Below are 18,309 nucleotides of genomic sequence, written 5' to 3' on the forward strand. Positions count from 1 at the left end.
CATGTGTGGAATCGTCGGGCTCTTCGTCGGATGCACGGCGCTCTCCTACTGTCCGCGAAGGCTGCTGCTGGACGCGCGGGTGGCGGCGCCCGAACCGGGCCTGGGGCAGGAGTCGGCTCAGACCGAAGACCAGGCCCAGGCTCCCTATCGGAGTCCGTTCCGCAGCTGGGACTCCCGGGCCAGCGTGCGCAGCGCGGAGCGGCGCGAGATCGCCGACGGAGACGTCGATCTCCCCTACTTCCTACCGGAGTTGGTCCCGCTCGCCCAGCACAAGGCGGTCCAGGAGCTCCCCCCGGCGGTGTTAGACCAGGTGCTGATCCAACACCTCTACCGCTACCTGGACTTCACCACGAAGCTGGAGCAACTCGTGGTCAACCGGACGGCGCTGGGCATCGCGCAGGGCTCGGTCGGCCTGCGGCTGCCCGAGGAGATGCGCTTCGACGCCTACCGGATCTACTGCGACGAGGCCTACCACGCGCTCTTCTCGGCGGACCTGCTGCGCCAGGTCCGCCGGCGCACCGGCGTCGATCCCCTGCTGCCCGAACTACCGTACTTCCTACGGCGGTTACAGCGGATGCAGGAGACGGCCGGGGCGGCGCACCGGCAACTGATGGAGCTGATGTTCGTCATCGTCTCCGAAACGCTGATCTCCGGCAGCCTGGCGGAACTGCCGCAGGACAGCAACGTGGTGCCCGCCGTGCGCGAGGTGATCCGCGACCACGCGCAGGACGAGGGCCGCCACCACCGCTACTTCTCGATCTTCCTCAAGCACCTGTGGGGCCAACTGGACGGCTCCGAACGGCGCGACGCGGCGCTGATGGTGCCGCAGCTGATCCACACCTTCCTGCACCCCGACACCGCCGCCATGCAGGGCGAGTTGGGCCGCTACGGCTTCGACGCCGACACCGCCTGCCAGATCGTCGCCGAGGTGCTGCCGGACTCCGTGCTGAAGGAGTCCGCCCGCAGCGCCGCCGCGCAGACCGTCCGACTGGTCGCCACCCTGGACATGCTCGACATCCCGCAGGTGGCCGAGGAGTTCGCCGCCGCCGGCCTGCTCTGACGCCCCCCACACACAGCAGAGGACCGAAGCCCGTGACCACTCGCCAGATCGCCGTCAGCGGACCGGCCGTCGCCATCATCGACGACGCGCTCAGCGCCTTTCCCGAGTACCGGGCGTTCCGGCGCGCGGAGACCAGCCGCAGCGCGTACTGCGCCTGGGTGGGCTCGGGCGCGGTGGACCCGGGCCGGATCGGCCTCACCGAGGACCAGCTCAACCTCTCCACCCGGCTGCCCGTCAACGGCCGGGCCCACGTGGACCGGATCCTCGGGGAGCTGCACGCCGCCGGCCTGATCGACGCCACCGACTACCCCGCCGAGGAGTTCGACGCCCTGTTCACCCAGGTGTCCGCAGGCTTCCGGCACCACCCGTTCACGACCTACATCTTCCCCGAGGAGGCCCGGCTGCTCTACGCGCTGGCGCACCTCGCCGCCCCGCGCCGGACCGTCTTCCCCGGTTCCTACTACGGCTACTGGGCGGTCTGGGCGATGCCCGGGATCATCGCGGCCGGCGGCACCGCCGAGCTGATCGACATCAACCCCGAGACGATGGACCTGGCGCGGCGCAATCTGGAGGCGCTCGGCCTGTCCAAGGGCGTCGAGTACGTCACCGGGGACGCCATCGCGTACGGCCGCACCCTGCGGGACGTGGACCTGTGCGTGCTGGACGCCGAGGGCCCGAAGGACGCGGCGGACCCTGAGCTGCGCGACAAGGCCATCTACCACCCGATCATGCGGGCCACCACCCCGGCACTGCGCCCGGGCGGGCTGCTGGTCGCCCACAACATGCTCCTGGAGAACCTCACCGACAACCCGTACTTCGCCCGCAGGATCTCGGCCAACGAGGCCCAGTACACCGCCTTCCACGAGCACTTGGCCGAGCACTACGACCGCCGCGCGGTGCTGCCCACCACGGAGGGCACCGGCGTCTACCGAAAGGCCCGTCGGCGTGGTGGAGTTGCCGGTGACTGATCGTCATCATCTAGGGTGGGTGCGTGATTTCCACGCTTGAGAACGTCCAGGACTGGCTCGCCGCAGCCTCCGTCGCACCCGAGGTCTCGGCTCTGCGCCCCGACTACCGGGCCCTGCTCGTGGTCGCCGAGGGACTGCGGCCGGGGCCCAGCGACCAGACCAGCGAGCGGCTGCTGGCACGGGCCGAGCAGGCCGCGCGCGAGCAGCTGGCGCAGCAGCCGCTCGCGGACCACCCGCAACTCACCGCCTGGCGCGAGGCCTTCAAGGCCGCCGGGATGAAGCCCTCGCGGACCCGGCCCAGCGTGGACGCGCTGCTGCGCCGGCTGGAGAGCGGCCTGCCACGCGTCGACCGCCTCACCGACGTCTACAACGCCGTCTCGATCGCCCATGTGCTGCCGCTGGGCGGCGAGGACCTGGACCACTACCAGGGACCGGCCCGGCTGCTGCGGGCCACCGGCACGGAGAGCTTCGACACCACCGCCGACGGCGGCCCGGTGGTCGAGTCCCCCGAGCCCGGCGAGGTGGTCTGGGCCGACGACCTCGGGGTCACCTGCCGCCGCTGGAACTGGCGCCAGTGCACCCGCACCCGGATCACCGACTCGACCACCCGCGCACTGTTCATCCTCGACGGTCTCGGCCCGATGGACGACGAGGCCCTGCTCCGGGCCGGCGCGGACCTGGTCAGCTGGCTCACCGAGCTCGACCCGGGCGTGCGCACCACCAGCCGCCTGGTGGTCTGACCGGGCTCAGACCCCGTTCGTGCCGATCCTTATCTCCCTTAGGCGCCCTTAGGTGAACGCCGCCGCTCAGCGCGAACGCCGCCCCTGGTCCGGGCGCTGGCCCCTTCGATACGCTCACCGCCCATGACGCACACGGATGAACAAGAGCGCCCGGAACCTCCCATCGCGGGCGACGAGACCTCCGCTCTTCTGGGCTCCCTGGAGCGCCAGCGCGCGACCTTGGCGTGGAAGTGCGGCGGGCTGGATGCGGCCGGCATGAGGGCAACGGTCGGCGTCTCATCGGTGACCCTGGGCGGCCTGCTCAAGCACATGGCCAACGTCGAGGACTCCCATTTCGCCCGGCTGCTGCTCGGGCGAGGCCCGGGTGCCCCCTGGGACACGGTGGACTGGGACGCCGAACCCGACTGGGAGTGGCACTCAGCCGCCCAGGACACCCCCGAGCAGCTGATGGCACTCTGGCAGGACGCCGTGGCCCGCTCCCGCTCCGTGGTCGAGGAGGCGCTGACCCACGGCGGCCCGGAGCAGTTGGGCCGATACACGACCTCCGACGGCCAGTCACCCAACCTGCGACGCATCCTGATCGACCTGATCGAGGAGTACGCGCGGCACATCGGCCACGCCGACCTCATCCGGGAATCGGTGGACGGCCTCGTCGGAGAGTGATCCGCCGGGAGCCGACCACTCAGCGGGGGCGCTGCCGATCGTCGGCGACGACCGAGAGCAGGACGTCCACCAGCCGCTCGGCGGCGTCCGGTCGGCAGCATGCCGCAGGCGGCGTCCCGGCCCGGACGAGCGGAAACGGCTCGCCAGCCAAGCTGGCGAGCCGTCATGCACGATCGAGGCCGGCGGTGTACGCCGGCACCCCGTACGAGGCGGGATCCATGGGGCAGGGGCGGATTTTTCCGGGTCCCGGGCGCGGTTTCAGAATATTCCGGGGCCGGGGTTGAGGATGTTATGGGGGTCGAAGCGTGTTTTCGTGTTCTGGAATTCCGTCCACACGTCGCCGTAGTGGGCGACCCAGTCGGCCTTGGTGAATTCGAGCGCTCCGATGGGGTACCGCGAGCCGCCGGCGTCGCGGGCCTTGCGGTAGAGCTCCGCGTTTCGCTGGAGCCGATCGGTGGTGAATGCCGGATCGGGTCCGGGGGTGGCGGAGTTGTCGAGGATGTCGAACAGGTACATCCACGGGGTGGAGTCCGCTCGGGGCCCCCTGAAGGCGGGGTGGTCGACGCCGGTCCGTTTCGCGGGGATGAGCAGGAGCAGGGAGCCGGGTGCGAAGTCGTGCGGGCTGAGCCCGGCGAGGACGTCCTGCACGAACCGGTCGACCTCCGAGTCGCCGAGCCAGACGTCGAACCAGGGTTTGACCAGGTGTTCGTAGTCCAGTGCGGCGTCCAGCTGGGCGACTTCCCGGTTGACCTGGGTGACCCAGTCCGGGTAGCTCAGGTCGATGACGGTGGCGGCGGACGGGGGCTGGCTGAGGCCGCGCAGCAGATGCTGGCCGTCGGGCGGGGAGCCGGGCGTGAAGGGCGCGCTGACGAAGAGCCGTCCCACGAAGGACGTCCCGGTCAGGGCCCAGCTGAGGTAGGCGCCGAGTGTCTCGCCGCGTTCGGTGAGGATCCTCAGGTCGCCGACGGGCACAGTGCCGACCGGGTAGGTGAACTGGTAAACCCTCATCGCGGGTTGCGCCGGCACCAGGCCGAGCCTGGCGCGCACGATGATGCCGCACTGCCCGAGGCCGCCGAGTGCGGCCTTGAAGAGGTCGACGTGCTGGCTGCCGGAGCAGACCAGAACCTCGCCCCGGCCGGTGACGATCTCCAGCTCCTGGACGTGGTCGATCTGCAGGCCGCGGGTGGACCCGGCGCCCGGGGACGCGCCGCCGACCGAGAGCGTGCCGGCGATGGTGAGGTCGGTGTAGCCGGTGAACACCGGTGGTGTGAGGCCGTGGGCGAACGCGGCCGTCATCAGCTCCGTCCACAGCACGCCGCCGTCGACGTCGGCTCCCTGCGGACCGACCCGGTGGATCTGCCTGAGCCATCGCATCTCGATGACCAGGCCGTTCTCGTTGAGCGACTGCCCGTAGGTGGTGTGGCCCTGCCCGCGCGCCGACACCTTGATGCCGCGGTCCGCGCAGAACCTGACCATCTTGGCGACGTCGTCGACGGAGCCGGGCCGCAGGACCGCACCCGGCGTGCGGGCTACGATGTGCCCCTGGTCGACGCTGTCGGCGGCCCTGCTGGCGGCATCGAGGAGGAGCTCACCGTCCAGGTGCGGCACCCGGTCGAACGGGGCCGCCGCCGCGGCGTCGGCGTCGGCGACCCAGGTCCCGGCGGCCGCACTGAAGCCGACCGCCGCGATGCCGAGCGCCGCCCCCCTGACAAGCGCGCGGCGTGACGTCCCCTGCGCGCGGGTTTCCTTCTCCAACGTTTTCTCCCCCCTGTTTTGGTCGCAAGGACGCGGCCGGCCATGTGCGGGCAGCATGCCGTGCCGAGGCTCGGGACGCCCGTGCGATGATCAAATCAGCTGGAGAGTAACACCGGAGTACGTATGAATGTTGGCCAACTGTTCGACCCTGCGGTCCCGGAAGAACGCGGGGACCGGCGCGGACGAAATGACCGGTACAACGCTTCTCAGAGTTCGCTCAGGGTAAGGAAGTTGGCGATCAGGCGGCGGATCTGGCGGCGGTACTCGGGGTAGTGGCGGTCGGTGTCGGCGATGGCCCTCGCAAGGGCCTCGGGGGGTATCCGCTCCTCGGGGGTGGCTGCGGCGGCCAGCCACTGGTGGAGCAGGTGCTCGGACAGTTCAGGGTGGAACTGCACGCCGTAGCCGCGTCGGCCGACCCGGAACGCCTGCTCCCCCGCGCCGGGCTCCGCGTGCACCAGGGGCCGTGCGCCGGGCGGCAGGGTGAAGGAGTCCGCGTGCCACTGGAACATCCGCTGCTCGGGCGCGAGTCCGGCGAACAGCGGGTCGCTGCGGCCGTCCTCGGTCAGGGTGAGCGCCTGGAAGCCGAACTCCGTGCTGGTTCCCCGGGTGAGCTCGGCGCCCAGCGCGTGTGCCAGCAGCTGGCCGCCCAGGCAGATCCCCAGGCAGGGCCGCCCGGCGGCGACCGCCTCGCGCAGCAGCGCCTTCTGCGGCGCGAGGTAGGGGTGCGCCGACTCGTCCGCGGCGTGCTGTCCGCCGCCCAGCACGATCACCGCGTCCCAGTCGGCCGCGTCCGGGAGTGGCCGCCGCCAGGCGCGCACCACCTCGTAGCGCACCCCGGACTCCTCCAGCACGGTGCCGATCTCACCCTCCGGCGCCGTGGGGCTGTTCTGAACGATCAGGATTCCCACCACAGTTACCCCTTCGAAGGAAGGACGCGAGGACGCTAGGTCCGCAGGTAGGAGATGAGCAGGCCCGCCGCGACCGTCCACATCATGCAGCCGACGAGCACGTCCAGGACCCGCCAGGCGGCGGGCCGGCGGAAGACCGGGGCGAGCAGCGCGGCGCCGTAGGCGATGCCGAAGAACCAGAGTGTGGAGGCAGCCATCGCGCCGAGCGCGAACAACACCCGGGCGAAGCCCGCCTGATGGGCCCCGACGCTGCCGACCAGCACCACGGTGTCGAGGTAGACGTGCGGGTTGAGCAGGCTCAGCGCGAGTGCCGAGACGGCCGCCGCGCGGGCCGAGGAGCTCTGCCCGGTGCCCTGCACGTCGTCCAGGCTCTTGGCCCGGCCGGCCGAGCGGAACGCCCGCAGGCCGTAGTAGCCGAGGAAGAGCGCGCCGCCCCAGGTGGCCACCGCGGTGACCGTCCGGCTGGCCGCGATGGCCGAGCCCACTCCCGCGACGCCGACCGCGATCAGCGTGACGTCGCAGAGCGCGCTGACCGCCGCGACCGTGAAGACGTGCTTGCGCAGCAGCCCCTGCCGGATCACGAAGGCGTTCTGCGCCCCGATGGCGATGATCAGGCCGGCCCCCACGGCGAAGCCCTGCAGCACAGGTACGGCGCTCACGTCACTCCACTCCCCCTCGACTGGCGGACCGGCTGGCGGACCGGCGCTTCCCCCTTGATCAGACCGTACCGTCGGGCGATCGCCATTCCCGAGCCGCCCGGGTGACCGCCCTGGCCATGGCACCTAACGGCCAGTGCGGTGGGCCGCGTTGCCTGGTAGTTGTTCTTGAGGACTGGGCCCAACCACCGTGCCGGGCACGAATCTTGAGGAGTGGTCATCCTGTCTGCCGCCACCGCACCCCCGCAGCTGGTGTCGATGTCGCATGCCCTCTACGGCCGTGGGTGGATGGAGGGCACCTCGGGCAACCTCTCGGTGCTCGCGCCCGGCGACCGCGGCCGGGCGCTGATCACCGCGAGCGGCCGCGCCAAGCACGCGCTCACTGCCCGGGACATCGTCGCCGTCACGGTGGCCGACGGCCGGCCGGTGGATCCCGGCGGCCCGCGGCCGTCCGCCGAGACGGCCATCCACACCGCGCTGTACCGCTCGGTCAAGGACTGCGCGGCGGTGATCCACGCCCACTCGCCGCACGCCACCGCGCTGGCCTCGCTGGCGGGCCGGCGCGGCGAGGAGGCGCTGCGGCTGGCCGACTACGAGCTGATCAAGGGCCTGGACGTCGAGGACCCGCGCACGGTGGACATCCCGGTGTTCCCGAACTGGCCGGACGTCCCGCAGATCGGCTCCGATGTCGCGGCGTACGCCGGCCGCGCCGGGTGGCCCTTGCCGCCCGTCCTGCTGATCGCCCATCACGGCGCCACCGTGTGGGGGCCGGATCTGGAGACGGCGCGCAACCGGCTCGAATGCCTGGAGGCGCTGTGCCACCTGGTCCTGCTCACCCACCGACACCGCTGATCCACCGACACCGCTGATCCACCGACACCGCTGATCCGGCGCGCCGAGCCACGAGGCCGAGCCACGACGCCGAGCCAAGACGCCGAGCCATGAGAGGGACCACGCGATGACGCTGCTGCGCACCATGCACGAGGAGCACCCGGAGTCGGCCGTGCTGCTCACCGAGGACCCCGCCGAGATCGGCGCAGCCCTGGCCGAGCACGGCATCCACTACGAGCGCTGGGACACCGCACGCGGCCTGCCGGCCGACGCGGGCGACGCCGAGGTGCTCGACGCGTACCGCACCGAGATCGCCAAGGTCGGCGCGGAGGGCGGCTACACGCTGATCGACGTCGCGCGGCTGCGCCCGGACCCCGCCGACCCGGGCTGGCCCGAGCGGGCGCGCGCCGCCCGGTCGAAGTTCCTGGAGGAGCACCGGCACGCCGAGGACGAGGTGCGCTTCTTCGCCGCCGGCCGCGGCTGCTTCTACCTGCACCTCGGCCCGCTGGTGCACGCGGTGGTCTGCGAGGCGGGCGACCTGCTGTCGGTCCCGGCCGGCACCGCCCACTGGTTCGATATGGGCGGCGAGCCGGAGTTCACGGCCGTACGGTTCTTCCAGAGCGCGGACGGCTGGGTCGGCGACTTCTGCGAGGTGTCGATCGCCTCGCGCTTCCCCACGCTGGACCGGATCCTGGCCGAGCGCCGATGATCGGCCACGTCGTGCTGGACATCGAGGGCACCACCAGCTCGCTGTCCCACGTACGGGACGTCCTGTTCCCGTACGCGCGCCGGCGGTTGCGCGACTGGCTGGAGCTGCCGCTGCCCGACGTCGCGGCGGTGGTCGCCGAGGTGCGGGAGCGGACCGGGCGGCCCGCGGCCTCGCTCGACGAGGTCCACCGGGTGCTGCTCGACTGGCTGGACCGGGACGTCAAGGCGCCGCCGCTGAAGACCCTGCAGGGGCTGATCTGGCAACAGGGCTACGCCGCCGGGGAGTTGAGCTCGCAGGTGTACGAGGACGTGCCGCCGGCGCTGCGGCGCTGGCGCGAGCAGGGTGCCGCGCTGCACGTCTACTCCTCCGGCTCGGTGCTCGCGCAGCGGGAGTGGTTCCGGCACACCGGCGCCGGCGACCTCCGCGAGCACTTCACCCAGCACTTCGACACCCGCTCCCCCGGCTCCAAGACCGAGCCCGGCTCCTACCGGGAGATCGCCGCCCGACTGGCCGCCGCGCCGGACGGGATCCTCTTCTGCTCCGACCACCAGGGCGAGTTGGACGCCGCCCGTGCGGCGGGCCTGCGCACCCTCGGGGTGCGGCGCCCGGACGGGTCCGCGACGCCGCTGGCGGGCCACCGGGTGGTCGGCGGCTTCGACGGCCTGGACCTGACCACTCTGGAGGCGCAGTGACGACCGGAAGCGCAAGCGCAAGCACAAGCGCAAGCAGCCCCGAGATCGGCGTGATCGGCGGCAGCGGCCTCTACTCCCTGCTGCCGGACGCCCGCGAGGTGGCGGTGCGGACCCCGTACGGCGACCCGTCGGGCCCGCTGATGGTGACCGAGGTGGGCGGGCGCGGCGTCGCCTTCCTGCCGCGGCACGGCCGGGACCACGAGTTCCCGCCGCACCGGATCAACTACCGCGCCAACCTGTGGGCGCTGCGCTCGCTGGGTGTGCGCCAGGTGCTGGCCCCCTGCGCGGTCGGCTCGCTGCGCCCGGACTACGGGCCGGGCACGCTGGTGATCCCCGACCAGCTGGTGGACCGCACCTCGGGCCGGGTGCAGACGTACTTCGACCAGGGCGCGGTGCACGTCCCGTTCGCCGACCCGTACTGCGCGGCGGGTCGCGAGACGGTGCTCAAGACGGCCGCGGAGAGCGGGGTGAGCTCGGTGGTCGGGCGCGGCGCGATGGTCGTCATCGAGGGCCCGCGCTTCTCCACCCGGGCGGAGTCGCGCTGGTACGCGCGCAACGACTGGCCGATCGTCAATATGACCGGCCTGCCGGAGGCGGCGCTGGCCCGCGAACTCGCCCTCTGCTACACCTCGATCGCCCTGGTCACCGACCTCGACGCGGGCGCGGAGGCCGGCGCGGGCGTCACCCAGGCGGACGTGTTCGAGGCCTTCGCCCGCAACATGGAGCGGCTGCGCCACCTGCTGCTCGCCGTGATCCCGCGCCTGCCCGCCGAGCGCGACTGCGCCTGCAGCCGTGCCCACGACGGCCTGACGCTGCCCTTCCCGCTGCCCTGACCACCCACCCACCCACCCACCCAACACCGTGAGGAAGTTGCCGATGTCCCTGGTCGACGTGCACAACGAGTGGGATCCGCTGGAGGAGATGATCGTCGGTGTGGCGGACGGCGCACGCGTGCCCTCCCCCGACCGCGGCCTCTTCGCGCTCGACTACAGCGAGCACCACGACACCCAGGAGCAGATCCCCACCGGCCCGTACCGCAGGCAGGTGGTCGAGCAGGCCACCGAGGACCTGCAGGCCTTCGTCGAACTGCTCCAGGGCGAGGGCGTCGTGGTGCGCCGGCCCGCCGTCACGGACCACGCGGCCCGCTTCGCCACCCCCGACTGGTCGGCCGACGGCGAGTACAACTACTGCCCGCGCGACGTGCTGCTGCCGGTGGGGCAGACCGTCATCGAGACCCCGATGGTGCTGCGGACCCGCTACTTCGAGCCGCTCGCCTACAAGGACATCCTGCTGGAGTACTTCAGAAGCGGTGCCCGCTGGATCTCGGCGCCCAAGCCCCGGCTGCTGGACGACACCTACCGAGTCCGCCCCGCCTCGGGCCTGGCGCTGGCCGACCTGGAGCCGGTCTTCGACGCGGCCAACGTGCTGCGGGTCGGCCGGGACATCGTCTACCTGGTCTCCTGCAGCGGCAACGAGTCGGGCGGCCGGTGGCTGCAGCAGGTGCTCGGCGACGACTACCGGGTGCACTTCGTCCGCGACGCCTACCAGGGGACGCATATCGACACCACCATCACGGTGCTGCGGCCCGGCCTGGTGCTGCTCAACCCCGAGCGGATCGCGGTGGCGCAGATCCCGGCCTGCTTCAAGAACTGGGACGTCATCTGGTGTCCCGAGATGGGCGACACCGGCTATGTCGGGCCCTATCCGCGCGCCTCGATCTGGCAGGGGATGAACCTGGTGATGGTCCGGCCCGACCTCGCGGTCGTCAACGACCAGCAGGGGCCGCTGATCCGCGAGATCGAGAAGTACGGCATCGAGGTCGCACCGCTGCGGATGCGCCAGGCCCGCACGCTGAGTGGCGGCTTCCACTGCGTCTCGCTCGACATCCGCCGGCGCGGCTCGCTGGAGGACTACTCCTCCTGAGCGAGCAGGGCCGGCCGGCAGGCCGGCCCAACTCGTCGTTTACCGGCCGGAAACACATCTCCTCCACGAACAGTCGCCGATTTCTGAGGAAACGTCACCATCAGCTTTATTAAAGGTATTTAATGTTCGGCGGGACCAGTCTTGGTCCGGGGGTGAGACGTCGGCCGATGGCCGATGGGGGGAACGATGCCGGTTTCTGTGTTCATGATCGTCGTGTCCGGAACACTCTTCTGGATGGCGGCACTCACCCTCTGGTGGATGCTGCACGCCTGGCGGACCCCGGAGACGCTGGCCGCCACCAGCTTCGCGGTCGCCGACGGGGTCTGCGGCCTGGGGTTCTCCTTACTGGTGCCTGCTCGCCATGAGCAGGCCGTCCTTGAGCACACGGTCAACCGGCTGCTGGAGTCCAGCCACACCGAGTACGAGATCCTCGTCATCGTCGGTCACGACGACCCGCTGACGGCCGCGGTCGCGGCCGAGTTGGCCCAGCGCCGACCGGACCGGGTGCGGGTGGTCACGGACACCCACGAGGTCAAGAACAAGCCAAAAGCGCTGAACACCGCGCTACCGCGCTGCCGGGGCGAGGTGGTGGGCGTCTTCGACGCCGAGGACCAGGTCCACCCCGAGCTGCTCGCCCACGTCGACCACGCCTTCCGGGCCAGCGGCGCCGCCGTGGTGCAGGGCGGCGTGCAGCTGATCAACTTCCACTCCAGCTGGTACAGCCTGCGCAACTGCCTGGAGTACTTCTTCTGGTTCCGCAGCCGGCTGCACCTGCACGCGAGCAAGGGCTTCATCCCGCTCGGCGGCAACACCGTCTTCGTCCGCACCGAGGTGCTGCGCGCGGCCGGCGGCTGGGACCAGGACTGCCTGGCCGAGGACTGCGACCTGGGCGTTCGGCTCTCCAGCAGCGGCGCCAAGGTGGTGGTCGCCTACGACGCGGCGATGGTGACCCGGGAGGAGACCCCCGACACCCTGTACAGCCTGCTCAAGCAGCGCACCCGCTGGAACCAGGGGTTCCTGCAGGTCTACCGCAAGAAGGAGTGGAAGCGGCTGCCCTCGCTGCGCCAGCGGATGCTCGCCCGGTGGACCCTCACCACACCGTTCCTGCAGGCCTTCTCCGGTGTGGTGATCCCGATTGACCTCGCCCTCGCCCTGACCGTGAAGCTGCCGGTCTCGGTCGCGCTGCTCTCCTTCCTGCCCGCCGTCCCCGCGCTCGCCACCTTCGCCTTCGAGGCCGTCGCCCTGCACGACTTCGGCGTGCAGTACGACCTGCCGGTGCGGCCCGTGCACTACCTCAAGCTGATCGCCGGCGGCCCGCTCTACCAGGTGGTCCTGGCCGGGGCCGCCCTGCGCGCGGTCTGGCGCGAACACCGGGGCAACAGCGCCTGGGAGCTGACCAGACACGTCGGCGCACACCTGGGCTGACCGCCTGACGGTCCGATGGCCTGGCGGTCCATGCCAGACCCGGAATCCGCCGAGCATCGATCGCGCACGCTCCATTGTGGCCGAAAACGGTAGTCCGTAGCCGTCCGGTCCGATTTTCGACGCCTGCCGCCAGTGGGCCACCCCGGAAAGGGAAACCGCCGCCTTGACCGCGCTCCTGGACACCTCCCAACCGCCGCACGCCACCGCGAAAGCCCGGCCGGCGCAGCAGAAGCGCCCGGTCGGCCGGCTGCGCCGACTGGCCCGCCCGGACACCTGGACCGCCGTCGGCGCCACCGCGGCCGTCCTCGCCGTCCAGTGGTGGAACATCTCCGGCTTCCCCGGTGTCAGCGACGACGAGGGCACCTACCTGGCCCAGGCCTGGGCCGTCCAGCACCACCACGGGCTGGCGCCCTACACCTACTGGTACGACCACCCGCCGCTGGGCTGGGTGCAGTTGGCGGTGCTCTCCTGGCTGCCCGGGCTGTTCGCCTCGCCCGACCACCTGTTCACCGCCGAGCTGCGGGTCGCGATGATCCCGGTCACCGCCGCGAGCGCACTGCTGCTGTACCTGGTGGCCCGCCGGCTCGGCCTGCCGCGCTGGGCCGGTGCGCTCGCCGTGCTGCTCTTCGGGCTCTCCCCGCTCTCGGTCGGCCTGCAGCGCGAGCTCTTCCTCGACAACTTCGCCGTGCTCTGGATACTCGCGGCCTTTGCTCTGGCCACCTCGCCGCGCAAGCACCTGTGGCACCACGTCACGGCCGGCGGCTGCGCCGGGGTGGCGGTGCTCTCCAAGGAGACCATCGCGGTGGTGCTGCCCGCGCTGGTCCTGCTGCTCTGGCAGCACAGCGGGCGCAGCACGCGGAAGTTCTCGCTGGTCGGCTTCGGCAGCGCGCTGGCCCTGCTCGTCCTCGGCTACCCGCTGTACGCGCTGCTCAAGGGCGAACTGCTGCCCGGCCCGGGCCATGTGTCGCTGCTCGGCGGGGTGCTCTTCCAGCTCCAACGGGTCGGCTCGGGTTCGGTGCTGACGCCCGGTTCGGGCTCCCGCCAGGTGCTGGACTCCTGGCTCTACTACGACCGAATACTGATCTTCGGCGGCATCGGCGCCGCCCTGGCGGTGGTGGGCTCGCGCCGGCTGCGCGCGCCCGCGCTGGCCGTCCTGCTGCTGGTCGCGGTGGTGCTGCGGCCGGGCGCGGGCTACCTCCCGGCGATGTACGTGATCCAGGCGCTGCCCTTCCTCGCGCTGAGCCTGGCGGGCGCCGCGCACCTGTTCGCCCGCCAGGTGCTGCGCGCCGTCCCCCGGCTGGGGCTGCGCCCGCTGCGCTGGGCCGTCCTCGCGCTGGCCGCCGTCCTCGCGGCCGGCTGGACGGTGCCGCGCTGGTACGCCGGGGACCGCACCGCGCTGACCGTCGACGCCAACGCGCCGTACGACGCCTGTGCCCGCTGGATCCGCGCGAACCTCCCCGACCCGGCGCACACCCGGATCACCGTCGACGACGCGCTCTGGCTCGACCTGGTGCGCGACGGCTTCCGCCCGGGCACCGGGGTGATCTGGTTCTACAAGGTCGACCTCGACCCGGCCGTCGCCGCCACCCTGCCGCAGGGCTGGCGCAGCCTGGACTACATCGTCTCGACCCCCACCCTGCGCCAGGATCCCAGCGCCCTGCCCACCGTGCGCGCGGCCCTCGCCCACTCCACCACCGTCGCCTCCTTCGGCAGCACGGCGGCGGACCGGATCGAGGTCCGCCGCATCGACCACACCATCAACTGAACTGGAGAGGAGTGCCCCCTGTGATACGCACCTCCCGACCCCCCGCGGCGCCCGTCTATGCCGCAGTGCTCGCGCTGCTGGCCCTGATGCTCGGCGCGCAGCCCGCCTGGGCCGGCGTCAACCTACTGGCCAACCCGGGCCTGGAGTCGCTGGACTCCAATGGCTTCCCGGTCTGCTGGGAGCAGTCCGGCTGGGGCAACGGCACCGTCAACTACTCGGTCACCTCGGCCGCGCACAGCGGCAGCCGAGCCATGCAGATCACCGTCGCGAACGTCACCTCCGGTGACCGCAAGGCGATGATGCTGGAGAACCCGTCCTGCGCCCCGGCGGTGACGCCGAACCACCAGTACGACCTGGGCGTCTGGTACACCACGACGACGCCGAACACCGTGGTCACCGCGTTCCGCCACGATGTCGCCACCGGCTGGCAGTACTGGACCGACCTGGAGACCCTGCCGGTCACCGCCACGTACGCGCAGGCCAACGTGCGCACCCCGGTGGTCCCGCCGAACACCGACCAGATCACCTGGGGCGTCACGGTCTACGGCAGCGGCACCCTGACCACCGACGACTACACGATGACGGACGCCACCGTGCCCGCCACCGCCAACGTCTGCACGGCCGGCGCCGCCTGCACCACCGGCTCCTGGCAGGTGATGCCGTTCCTGAACCCGGTGCGCAGCATGCACGCCATCGTGCTGCACAACGGCAAGGTGCTGCTGATGGCGGGCTCGGGCAACGACCCGATGGCCTTCGCCGCCGGCACCTTCACCTCGGCCGTCTACGATCCGGCCAGCGGCTCGTTCACCCAGATCCCCACGCCCGCCGACCTGTTCTGCTCGGGCCACGTCCAACTCCCGGACGGGCGGGTGCTGGTGCTCGGCGGCACCAAGTCCTACCCGGCCGCCGACGGCAGCCACGGCTACGAGGGGCTCTCCAGCGGGTACGTCTTCGACCCGGCCACCGAGAGCTACACCCGCACCAACGACATGAACGACGGCCACTGGTACCCCTCGGCCACCGAGATGGGCGACGGCGACATCATCAGCTTCGGCGGCCTGCGCGGCGACTCCAGCGGCAGCGTCACCACCGAGCTGTACTCCGCCGCCGCGCAGGCGTGGCAGCCGGCCTCGCAGGTGCACCAGAGCTGGTCGTTCTGGGGCCTGTACCCCTCGATGGTGCTGATGCAGGACGGCCGGCTCTTCTACACCGGCAGCCATGTCTTCGGCAACGGCACCCCCGGCTCCGGCGCCTCGATCTACGACTACAACGCCAACACCATCACCAGCGTCCCCGGGCTGCAGAGCAAGGACACCCGCGACCAGTCGATGAGCGTGCTGCTGCCGCCGGCCCAGGACCAGCGGGTGCTCACGGTGGGCGGCGGCAACATCGTCTCCAACGTGGACGCCGGCCGGCAGACCGACATCATCGACCTCAAGGCCGCCAGCCCGATGTACATGCCCGGTCCGCTGCTGCCGCAGGGCACGATGACGGACGGCAGCATGGAGACCGCAGCGCAGGGCAAGATGTACGTCTCGACCGTGCTGCTGCCCAACGGCGAGGTCTTCGAGACCAACGGCGGCCTGCACAACCGGGCGGACCCGGTCTTCGAGGCGTCGATGTTCGACCCGGCCAGCAACACCTTCACGCCGGGTATGGCCACCGACCCGATCCCGCGGACCTACCACTCCGCCTCGTTCCTGCTGCCCGACGGCCGGGTGATGACGGTCGGCGACAACCCGGGCAACGGCACCTTCAACATGCATGTGTCGATCTACACCCCGCCCTACCTCTACCAGGGCGCCCGGCCACAGATCACCAGCGTGGCCAACTCCATGTGGTCCTACGGGTCCAGCCAGCACATCACGGTGGACGCGCCGATCGTGCGCGCCGAGCTGATCCGCCCGGCCGCCGTCACGCACTCCTCCGACCCCAACCAGCGGTTCGTGGACCTGCCGCTGACCGTCAACAGCGACGGCAGCGTCAACCTCAACGTGACCAGCAACCCGAACCTCGCCCCGCCCGGCTACTACATGCTCTTCACGGTCAACGCGAACGGTGTGCCGTCGGTCGCGCAGTGGGTCCACCTCATGTAACTCCCTTGCGGAGAAAGGAGATCAGCATGAACACCAGCAAGATGGTGCTGCTCGGCACCGTCGCCGCCGGGCTCGCGGTGGCCCTGACGCTGCCCACCGGCAGCGCCCAGTCGCACCCCGCGCCGCCCGGCCAGGCCCGGCAGCAGCGGCCCGCCCCGCACATCATGGACTTCGCCCAGGGCCTGCCCGTGCAGGCGAGGCAGCAGGCCCGGCCGGCCGCCGGCACGCCGGTCCGGATCCAGGCCGGCGCCGACGGCTGCGACCACGCCTACGGGGACATCAGCGTCTGCGTCCCGTGGACCCTGCCCGCCGACGCGGGCACCGCCCCGGGCGACGGCTGCCGCTGGCTGCTCGCGCACGGCTACCCCGCGCTCGCCGTGCACGGCCGCGACCGGCTGCACCTGGACACCAACCACGACGGCACCGCCTGCGACCATGGGGACGCCGGGGTCTGAGCTTCGCCGTGATCTGAACCCCCCACCCATGGTGGGGGGTTCAGGTTCAGATCAGCCAGAAGCCGAGTCGGCCGATCGCCAGGCCCAGCAGCAGGATCAGCGGGCCCGGCAGGTAGTCGACCGGCTTTCCCGCCGCCCGAGAGGTGGACCTGATCACCGCCACCCCCGTCACCAGGACGGCCAGCGCGATGATCTCCAGCACCACGACCATGAGTCCCCACAGGCCCACCGAGTGGCTCGGATCGAAGGTGAAGCGTGCCCATGACCCCACCACTTTGTGCCCGCCCACTAGCCCTCCCTCGGCCTCCGACATCCGATGCGATGCCTAACTCGGAGCTTGAAGTGCTCTCCTGGCCAAGGCCTGGAGATTCCTACTTACCTTGCGGCAGTGGGCTTGACGCGCTTGGCGCGCCTGACGACTGCCCTTCCGGCAGCCGGGATGAGCGCGTGGCCCGTCCGGTAAAGGTGCAGGATGTTGCGGGCCGCGTTCCAGTCGGCGTTGCCGCTCCAACCGCAGCTGAGATTCTTGCACGCGAACAGGGCTTGTGTCTGGCGGCTGCCGGGCGTGGTGATCCCGCACGCCGAGCAGCGCTGGGAGGTTCAGAGGGCCACGTCCACCTGCTGGTGCACTACCCGCCCAAGGTCCAGCTCTCCAAGCTGGTCAACTCACTCAAGGGCGTCAGCTCCCGCTACCTCCGCCAGGAGTACGGCACCCACGTCCGCCGGAACCTGTGGGGCGGCCACTTCTGGTCCGGCTCCTACTTCGCAGGGTCCTGCGCCGGCGCACCACTGACCGATGTCCACCGGTACATCGAGAGCCAGCAGCGGCCCAGCTGACCGCCCCCGCAGGCGCAGAGCGCTCCAGCACTTCGCACCTCCGGACCAAGGACGGCCTTCACTTCCGCCGCAAACGGCGGAGCACTGGCCAAGATCAGAGATAGACCGTGGCACTGAACGCAGTGCCGGGAGAGGGCCCGCGCCGGCGTACTAAGCTGGCGGGGTGCTGCCGACTGATGCGCCAACTCCCCTTGTACCACTGGTCGACGTGCTGGTCGCACGGGTCGGCGGCGATGAGCGGGAGGCGGCGCGGGCGCTTGCCCTGCGGCTGGCGGCCGAGGTCTGCGGGGTGCCCGTCGAGCGGTTGCGGCTCGGGCGGGAGGCGAGCGGGCGACCGTATGTGAGCGGGGCCGGGGTGCGGGTGAGTCTCAGCCACACCCGGACGGCGATCGCGGCGGCGGCGAGTGAGCAGCTGGCGGTCGGCGTGGACGTCGAGCCGCTCCGCTCGCTCCGTCCGCTCGCGGCCGGGGCGCTGGCCCGCCGCTGGTTCCCACCGGGTGAGGCGGCGTGGGTCGATGGGTGGGAGGCGGAGCGGCAGAGCACGGCGTTCCTCTGGCTGTGGACCCAGAAGGAGGCCTTCGCCAAGGCGCTCGGCCAGGGGCTGGGTGGCGGCGCCGGCCTGCTGCGCGAGGTAGCCCTGCCCTCGGCCCTGCCCGCAGCCTGGCCGACGGCGGACCTGACGCTGACGCTGACCGCCGCCCCCGGGGGCGAGCCGCTGGCCGCGGGGGCCGGGGTGCTCGACGGCCTGATGGTGGCGGTCGCCACCGCGGGCCCGGGCGCGGCGGCGGCGCGCGTCCGGATCCGCGGCCTGGGCTGACTCCGCAAG

Annotated in this window: 19 protein-coding genes and 2 pseudogenes; 15 read left to right on the forward strand and 6 right to left on the reverse strand. The window is 71.4% G+C overall.

The genetic code is table 11. The features are described 5' to 3' along the window. Position 1: 1 nt before the first annotated feature. From P3T34_RS07890 to P3T34_RS07905, 4 genes are all read left to right on the forward strand, one after another. On the forward strand, positions 2-1,060 hold the full coding sequence (locus P3T34_RS07890) for a diiron oxygenase (protein WP_280665277.1): 1,059 nt from the start codon (positions 2-4) through the stop codon (positions 1,058-1,060). A 32-nt stretch (positions 1,061-1,092) separates the two neighbouring features. Beyond that, a complete protein-coding gene (locus tag P3T34_RS07895) occupies positions 1,093-2,028 on the forward strand; it encodes a class I SAM-dependent methyltransferase (RefSeq protein ID WP_280665278.1) in 936 nt (311 codons plus the stop codon). Positions 2,029-2,051: 23 nt separating this feature from the next. Further along, positions 2,052-2,768: a phenylalanine--tRNA ligase beta subunit-related protein gene (locus P3T34_RS07900; protein WP_280665279.1), complete on the forward strand. Its 717-nt coding sequence runs from the start codon at positions 2,052-2,054 to the stop codon at positions 2,766-2,768. A gap of 123 nt (positions 2,769-2,891) precedes the next feature. Beyond that, complete coding sequence (locus P3T34_RS07905; RefSeq protein ID WP_280665280.1) at positions 2,892-3,431, forward strand: DinB family protein; 540 nt, start codon at positions 2,892-2,894, stop codon at positions 3,429-3,431. Between the two features lie 19 nt (positions 3,432-3,450). Here P3T34_RS07905 and P3T34_RS07910 read toward each other — a convergent pair whose 3' ends face one another. From P3T34_RS07910 to P3T34_RS07925, 4 genes are all read right to left on the reverse strand, one after another. Then, positions 3,451-3,582, reverse strand: a complete 132-nt coding sequence (locus P3T34_RS07910) for a hypothetical protein (RefSeq protein WP_280665281.1) — start codon at positions 3,580-3,582, stop codon at positions 3,451-3,453. A gap of 107 nt (positions 3,583-3,689) precedes the next feature. Continuing rightward, positions 3,690-5,186 carry an FAD-binding protein gene (locus tag P3T34_RS07915; protein ID WP_280665282.1) on the reverse strand — a complete coding sequence of 499 codons (1,497 nt, stop codon included), beginning with the start codon at positions 5,184-5,186 and terminating at the stop codon, positions 3,690-3,692. Positions 5,187-5,392: 206 nt separating this feature from the next. After that, complete coding sequence (locus P3T34_RS07920; protein WP_280665283.1) at positions 5,393-6,094, reverse strand: type 1 glutamine amidotransferase; 702 nt, start codon at positions 6,092-6,094, stop codon at positions 5,393-5,395. Between the two features lie 35 nt (positions 6,095-6,129). Beyond that, complete coding sequence (locus tag P3T34_RS07925; protein ID WP_280665284.1) at positions 6,130-6,753, reverse strand: LysE/ArgO family amino acid transporter; 624 nt, start codon at positions 6,751-6,753, stop codon at positions 6,130-6,132. 210 nt (positions 6,754-6,963) lie between these two features. On the opposite strand from P3T34_RS07925, the gene mtnB reads away from it, so the two are divergent. From mtnB to P3T34_RS07970, 9 genes are all read left to right on the forward strand, one after another. After that, positions 6,964-7,602 (forward strand): methylthioribulose 1-phosphate dehydratase, encoded by a 639-nt coding sequence (mtnB, locus tag P3T34_RS07930; protein ID WP_280665285.1) that lies wholly within the window; start codon positions 6,964-6,966, stop codon positions 7,600-7,602. 106 nt (positions 7,603-7,708) lie between these two features. Next, on the forward strand, positions 7,709-8,290 hold the full coding sequence (locus P3T34_RS07935) for a cupin (RefSeq protein ID WP_280665286.1): 582 nt from the start codon (positions 7,709-7,711) through the stop codon (positions 8,288-8,290). Beyond that, positions 8,287-8,982 (forward strand): acireductone synthase, encoded by a 696-nt coding sequence (gene mtnC, locus P3T34_RS07940; protein WP_280665287.1) that lies wholly within the window; start codon positions 8,287-8,289, stop codon positions 8,980-8,982. The genes P3T34_RS07935 and mtnC overlap by 4 nt, the downstream gene beginning before the upstream one ends. Next, the gene (locus P3T34_RS07945) at positions 8,979-9,815 is read left to right on the forward strand and encodes an S-methyl-5'-thioadenosine phosphorylase (RefSeq protein WP_280665288.1); all 837 of its coding nucleotides are present in this window, start codon (positions 8,979-8,981) and stop codon (positions 9,813-9,815) included. The genes mtnC and P3T34_RS07945 overlap by 4 nt, the downstream gene beginning before the upstream one ends. A 43-nt stretch (positions 9,816-9,858) precedes the next feature. Beyond that, the gene (locus tag P3T34_RS07950; protein ID WP_280665289.1) at positions 9,859-10,905 is read left to right on the forward strand and encodes an inosamine-phosphate amidinotransferase 1; all 1,047 of its coding nucleotides are present in this window, start codon (positions 9,859-9,861) and stop codon (positions 10,903-10,905) included. A gap of 186 nt (positions 10,906-11,091) precedes the next feature. Further along, positions 11,092-12,330 (forward strand): glycosyltransferase, encoded by a 1,239-nt coding sequence (locus tag P3T34_RS07955; protein ID WP_280665290.1) that lies wholly within the window; start codon positions 11,092-11,094, stop codon positions 12,328-12,330. A 163-nt stretch (positions 12,331-12,493) separates the two neighbouring features. Beyond that, a complete protein-coding gene (locus tag P3T34_RS07960) occupies positions 12,494-14,095 on the forward strand; it encodes a glycosyltransferase family 39 protein (protein ID WP_280665291.1) in 1,602 nt (533 codons plus the stop codon). An 86-nt stretch (positions 14,096-14,181) separates the two neighbouring features. Continuing rightward, a complete protein-coding gene (locus tag P3T34_RS07965; protein WP_280671891.1) occupies positions 14,182-16,191 on the forward strand; it encodes a galactose oxidase early set domain-containing protein in 2,010 nt (669 codons plus the stop codon). A 26-nt stretch (positions 16,192-16,217) separates the two neighbouring features. After that, complete coding sequence (locus P3T34_RS07970) at positions 16,218-16,646, forward strand: hypothetical protein (RefSeq protein WP_280665292.1); 429 nt, start codon at positions 16,218-16,220, stop codon at positions 16,644-16,646. Positions 16,647-16,692: 46 nt separating this feature from the next. Here P3T34_RS07970 and P3T34_RS07975 read toward each other — a convergent pair whose 3' ends face one another. Next, complete coding sequence (locus P3T34_RS07975) at positions 16,693-16,935, reverse strand: hypothetical protein (RefSeq protein ID WP_280665293.1); 243 nt, start codon at positions 16,933-16,935, stop codon at positions 16,693-16,695. Positions 16,936-17,021: 86 nt separating this feature from the next. Next, positions 17,022-17,246, reverse strand: a pseudogene (locus P3T34_RS07980) (zinc ribbon domain-containing protein); the annotation flags it as partial. Positions 17,247-17,255: 9 nt separating this feature from the next. Here P3T34_RS07980 and tnpA point away from each other — a divergent pair. Next, positions 17,256-17,483 (forward strand): annotated as a pseudogene (gene tnpA, locus P3T34_RS07985) (IS200/IS605 family transposase); the annotation flags it as partial. 163 nt (positions 17,484-17,646) lie between these two features. Then, positions 17,647-18,300, forward strand: coding sequence for a 4'-phosphopantetheinyl transferase superfamily protein (locus tag P3T34_RS07990; RefSeq protein WP_280665294.1), 654 nt, complete (start codon positions 17,647-17,649; stop codon positions 18,298-18,300). Positions 18,301-18,309 lie beyond the last annotated feature (9 nt).

Origin of the sequence: Kitasatospora sp. MAP12-44 (genome assembly GCF_029892095.1) — a bacterium.
Lineage (GTDB): Bacteria > Actinomycetota > Actinomycetes > Streptomycetales > Streptomycetaceae > Kitasatospora.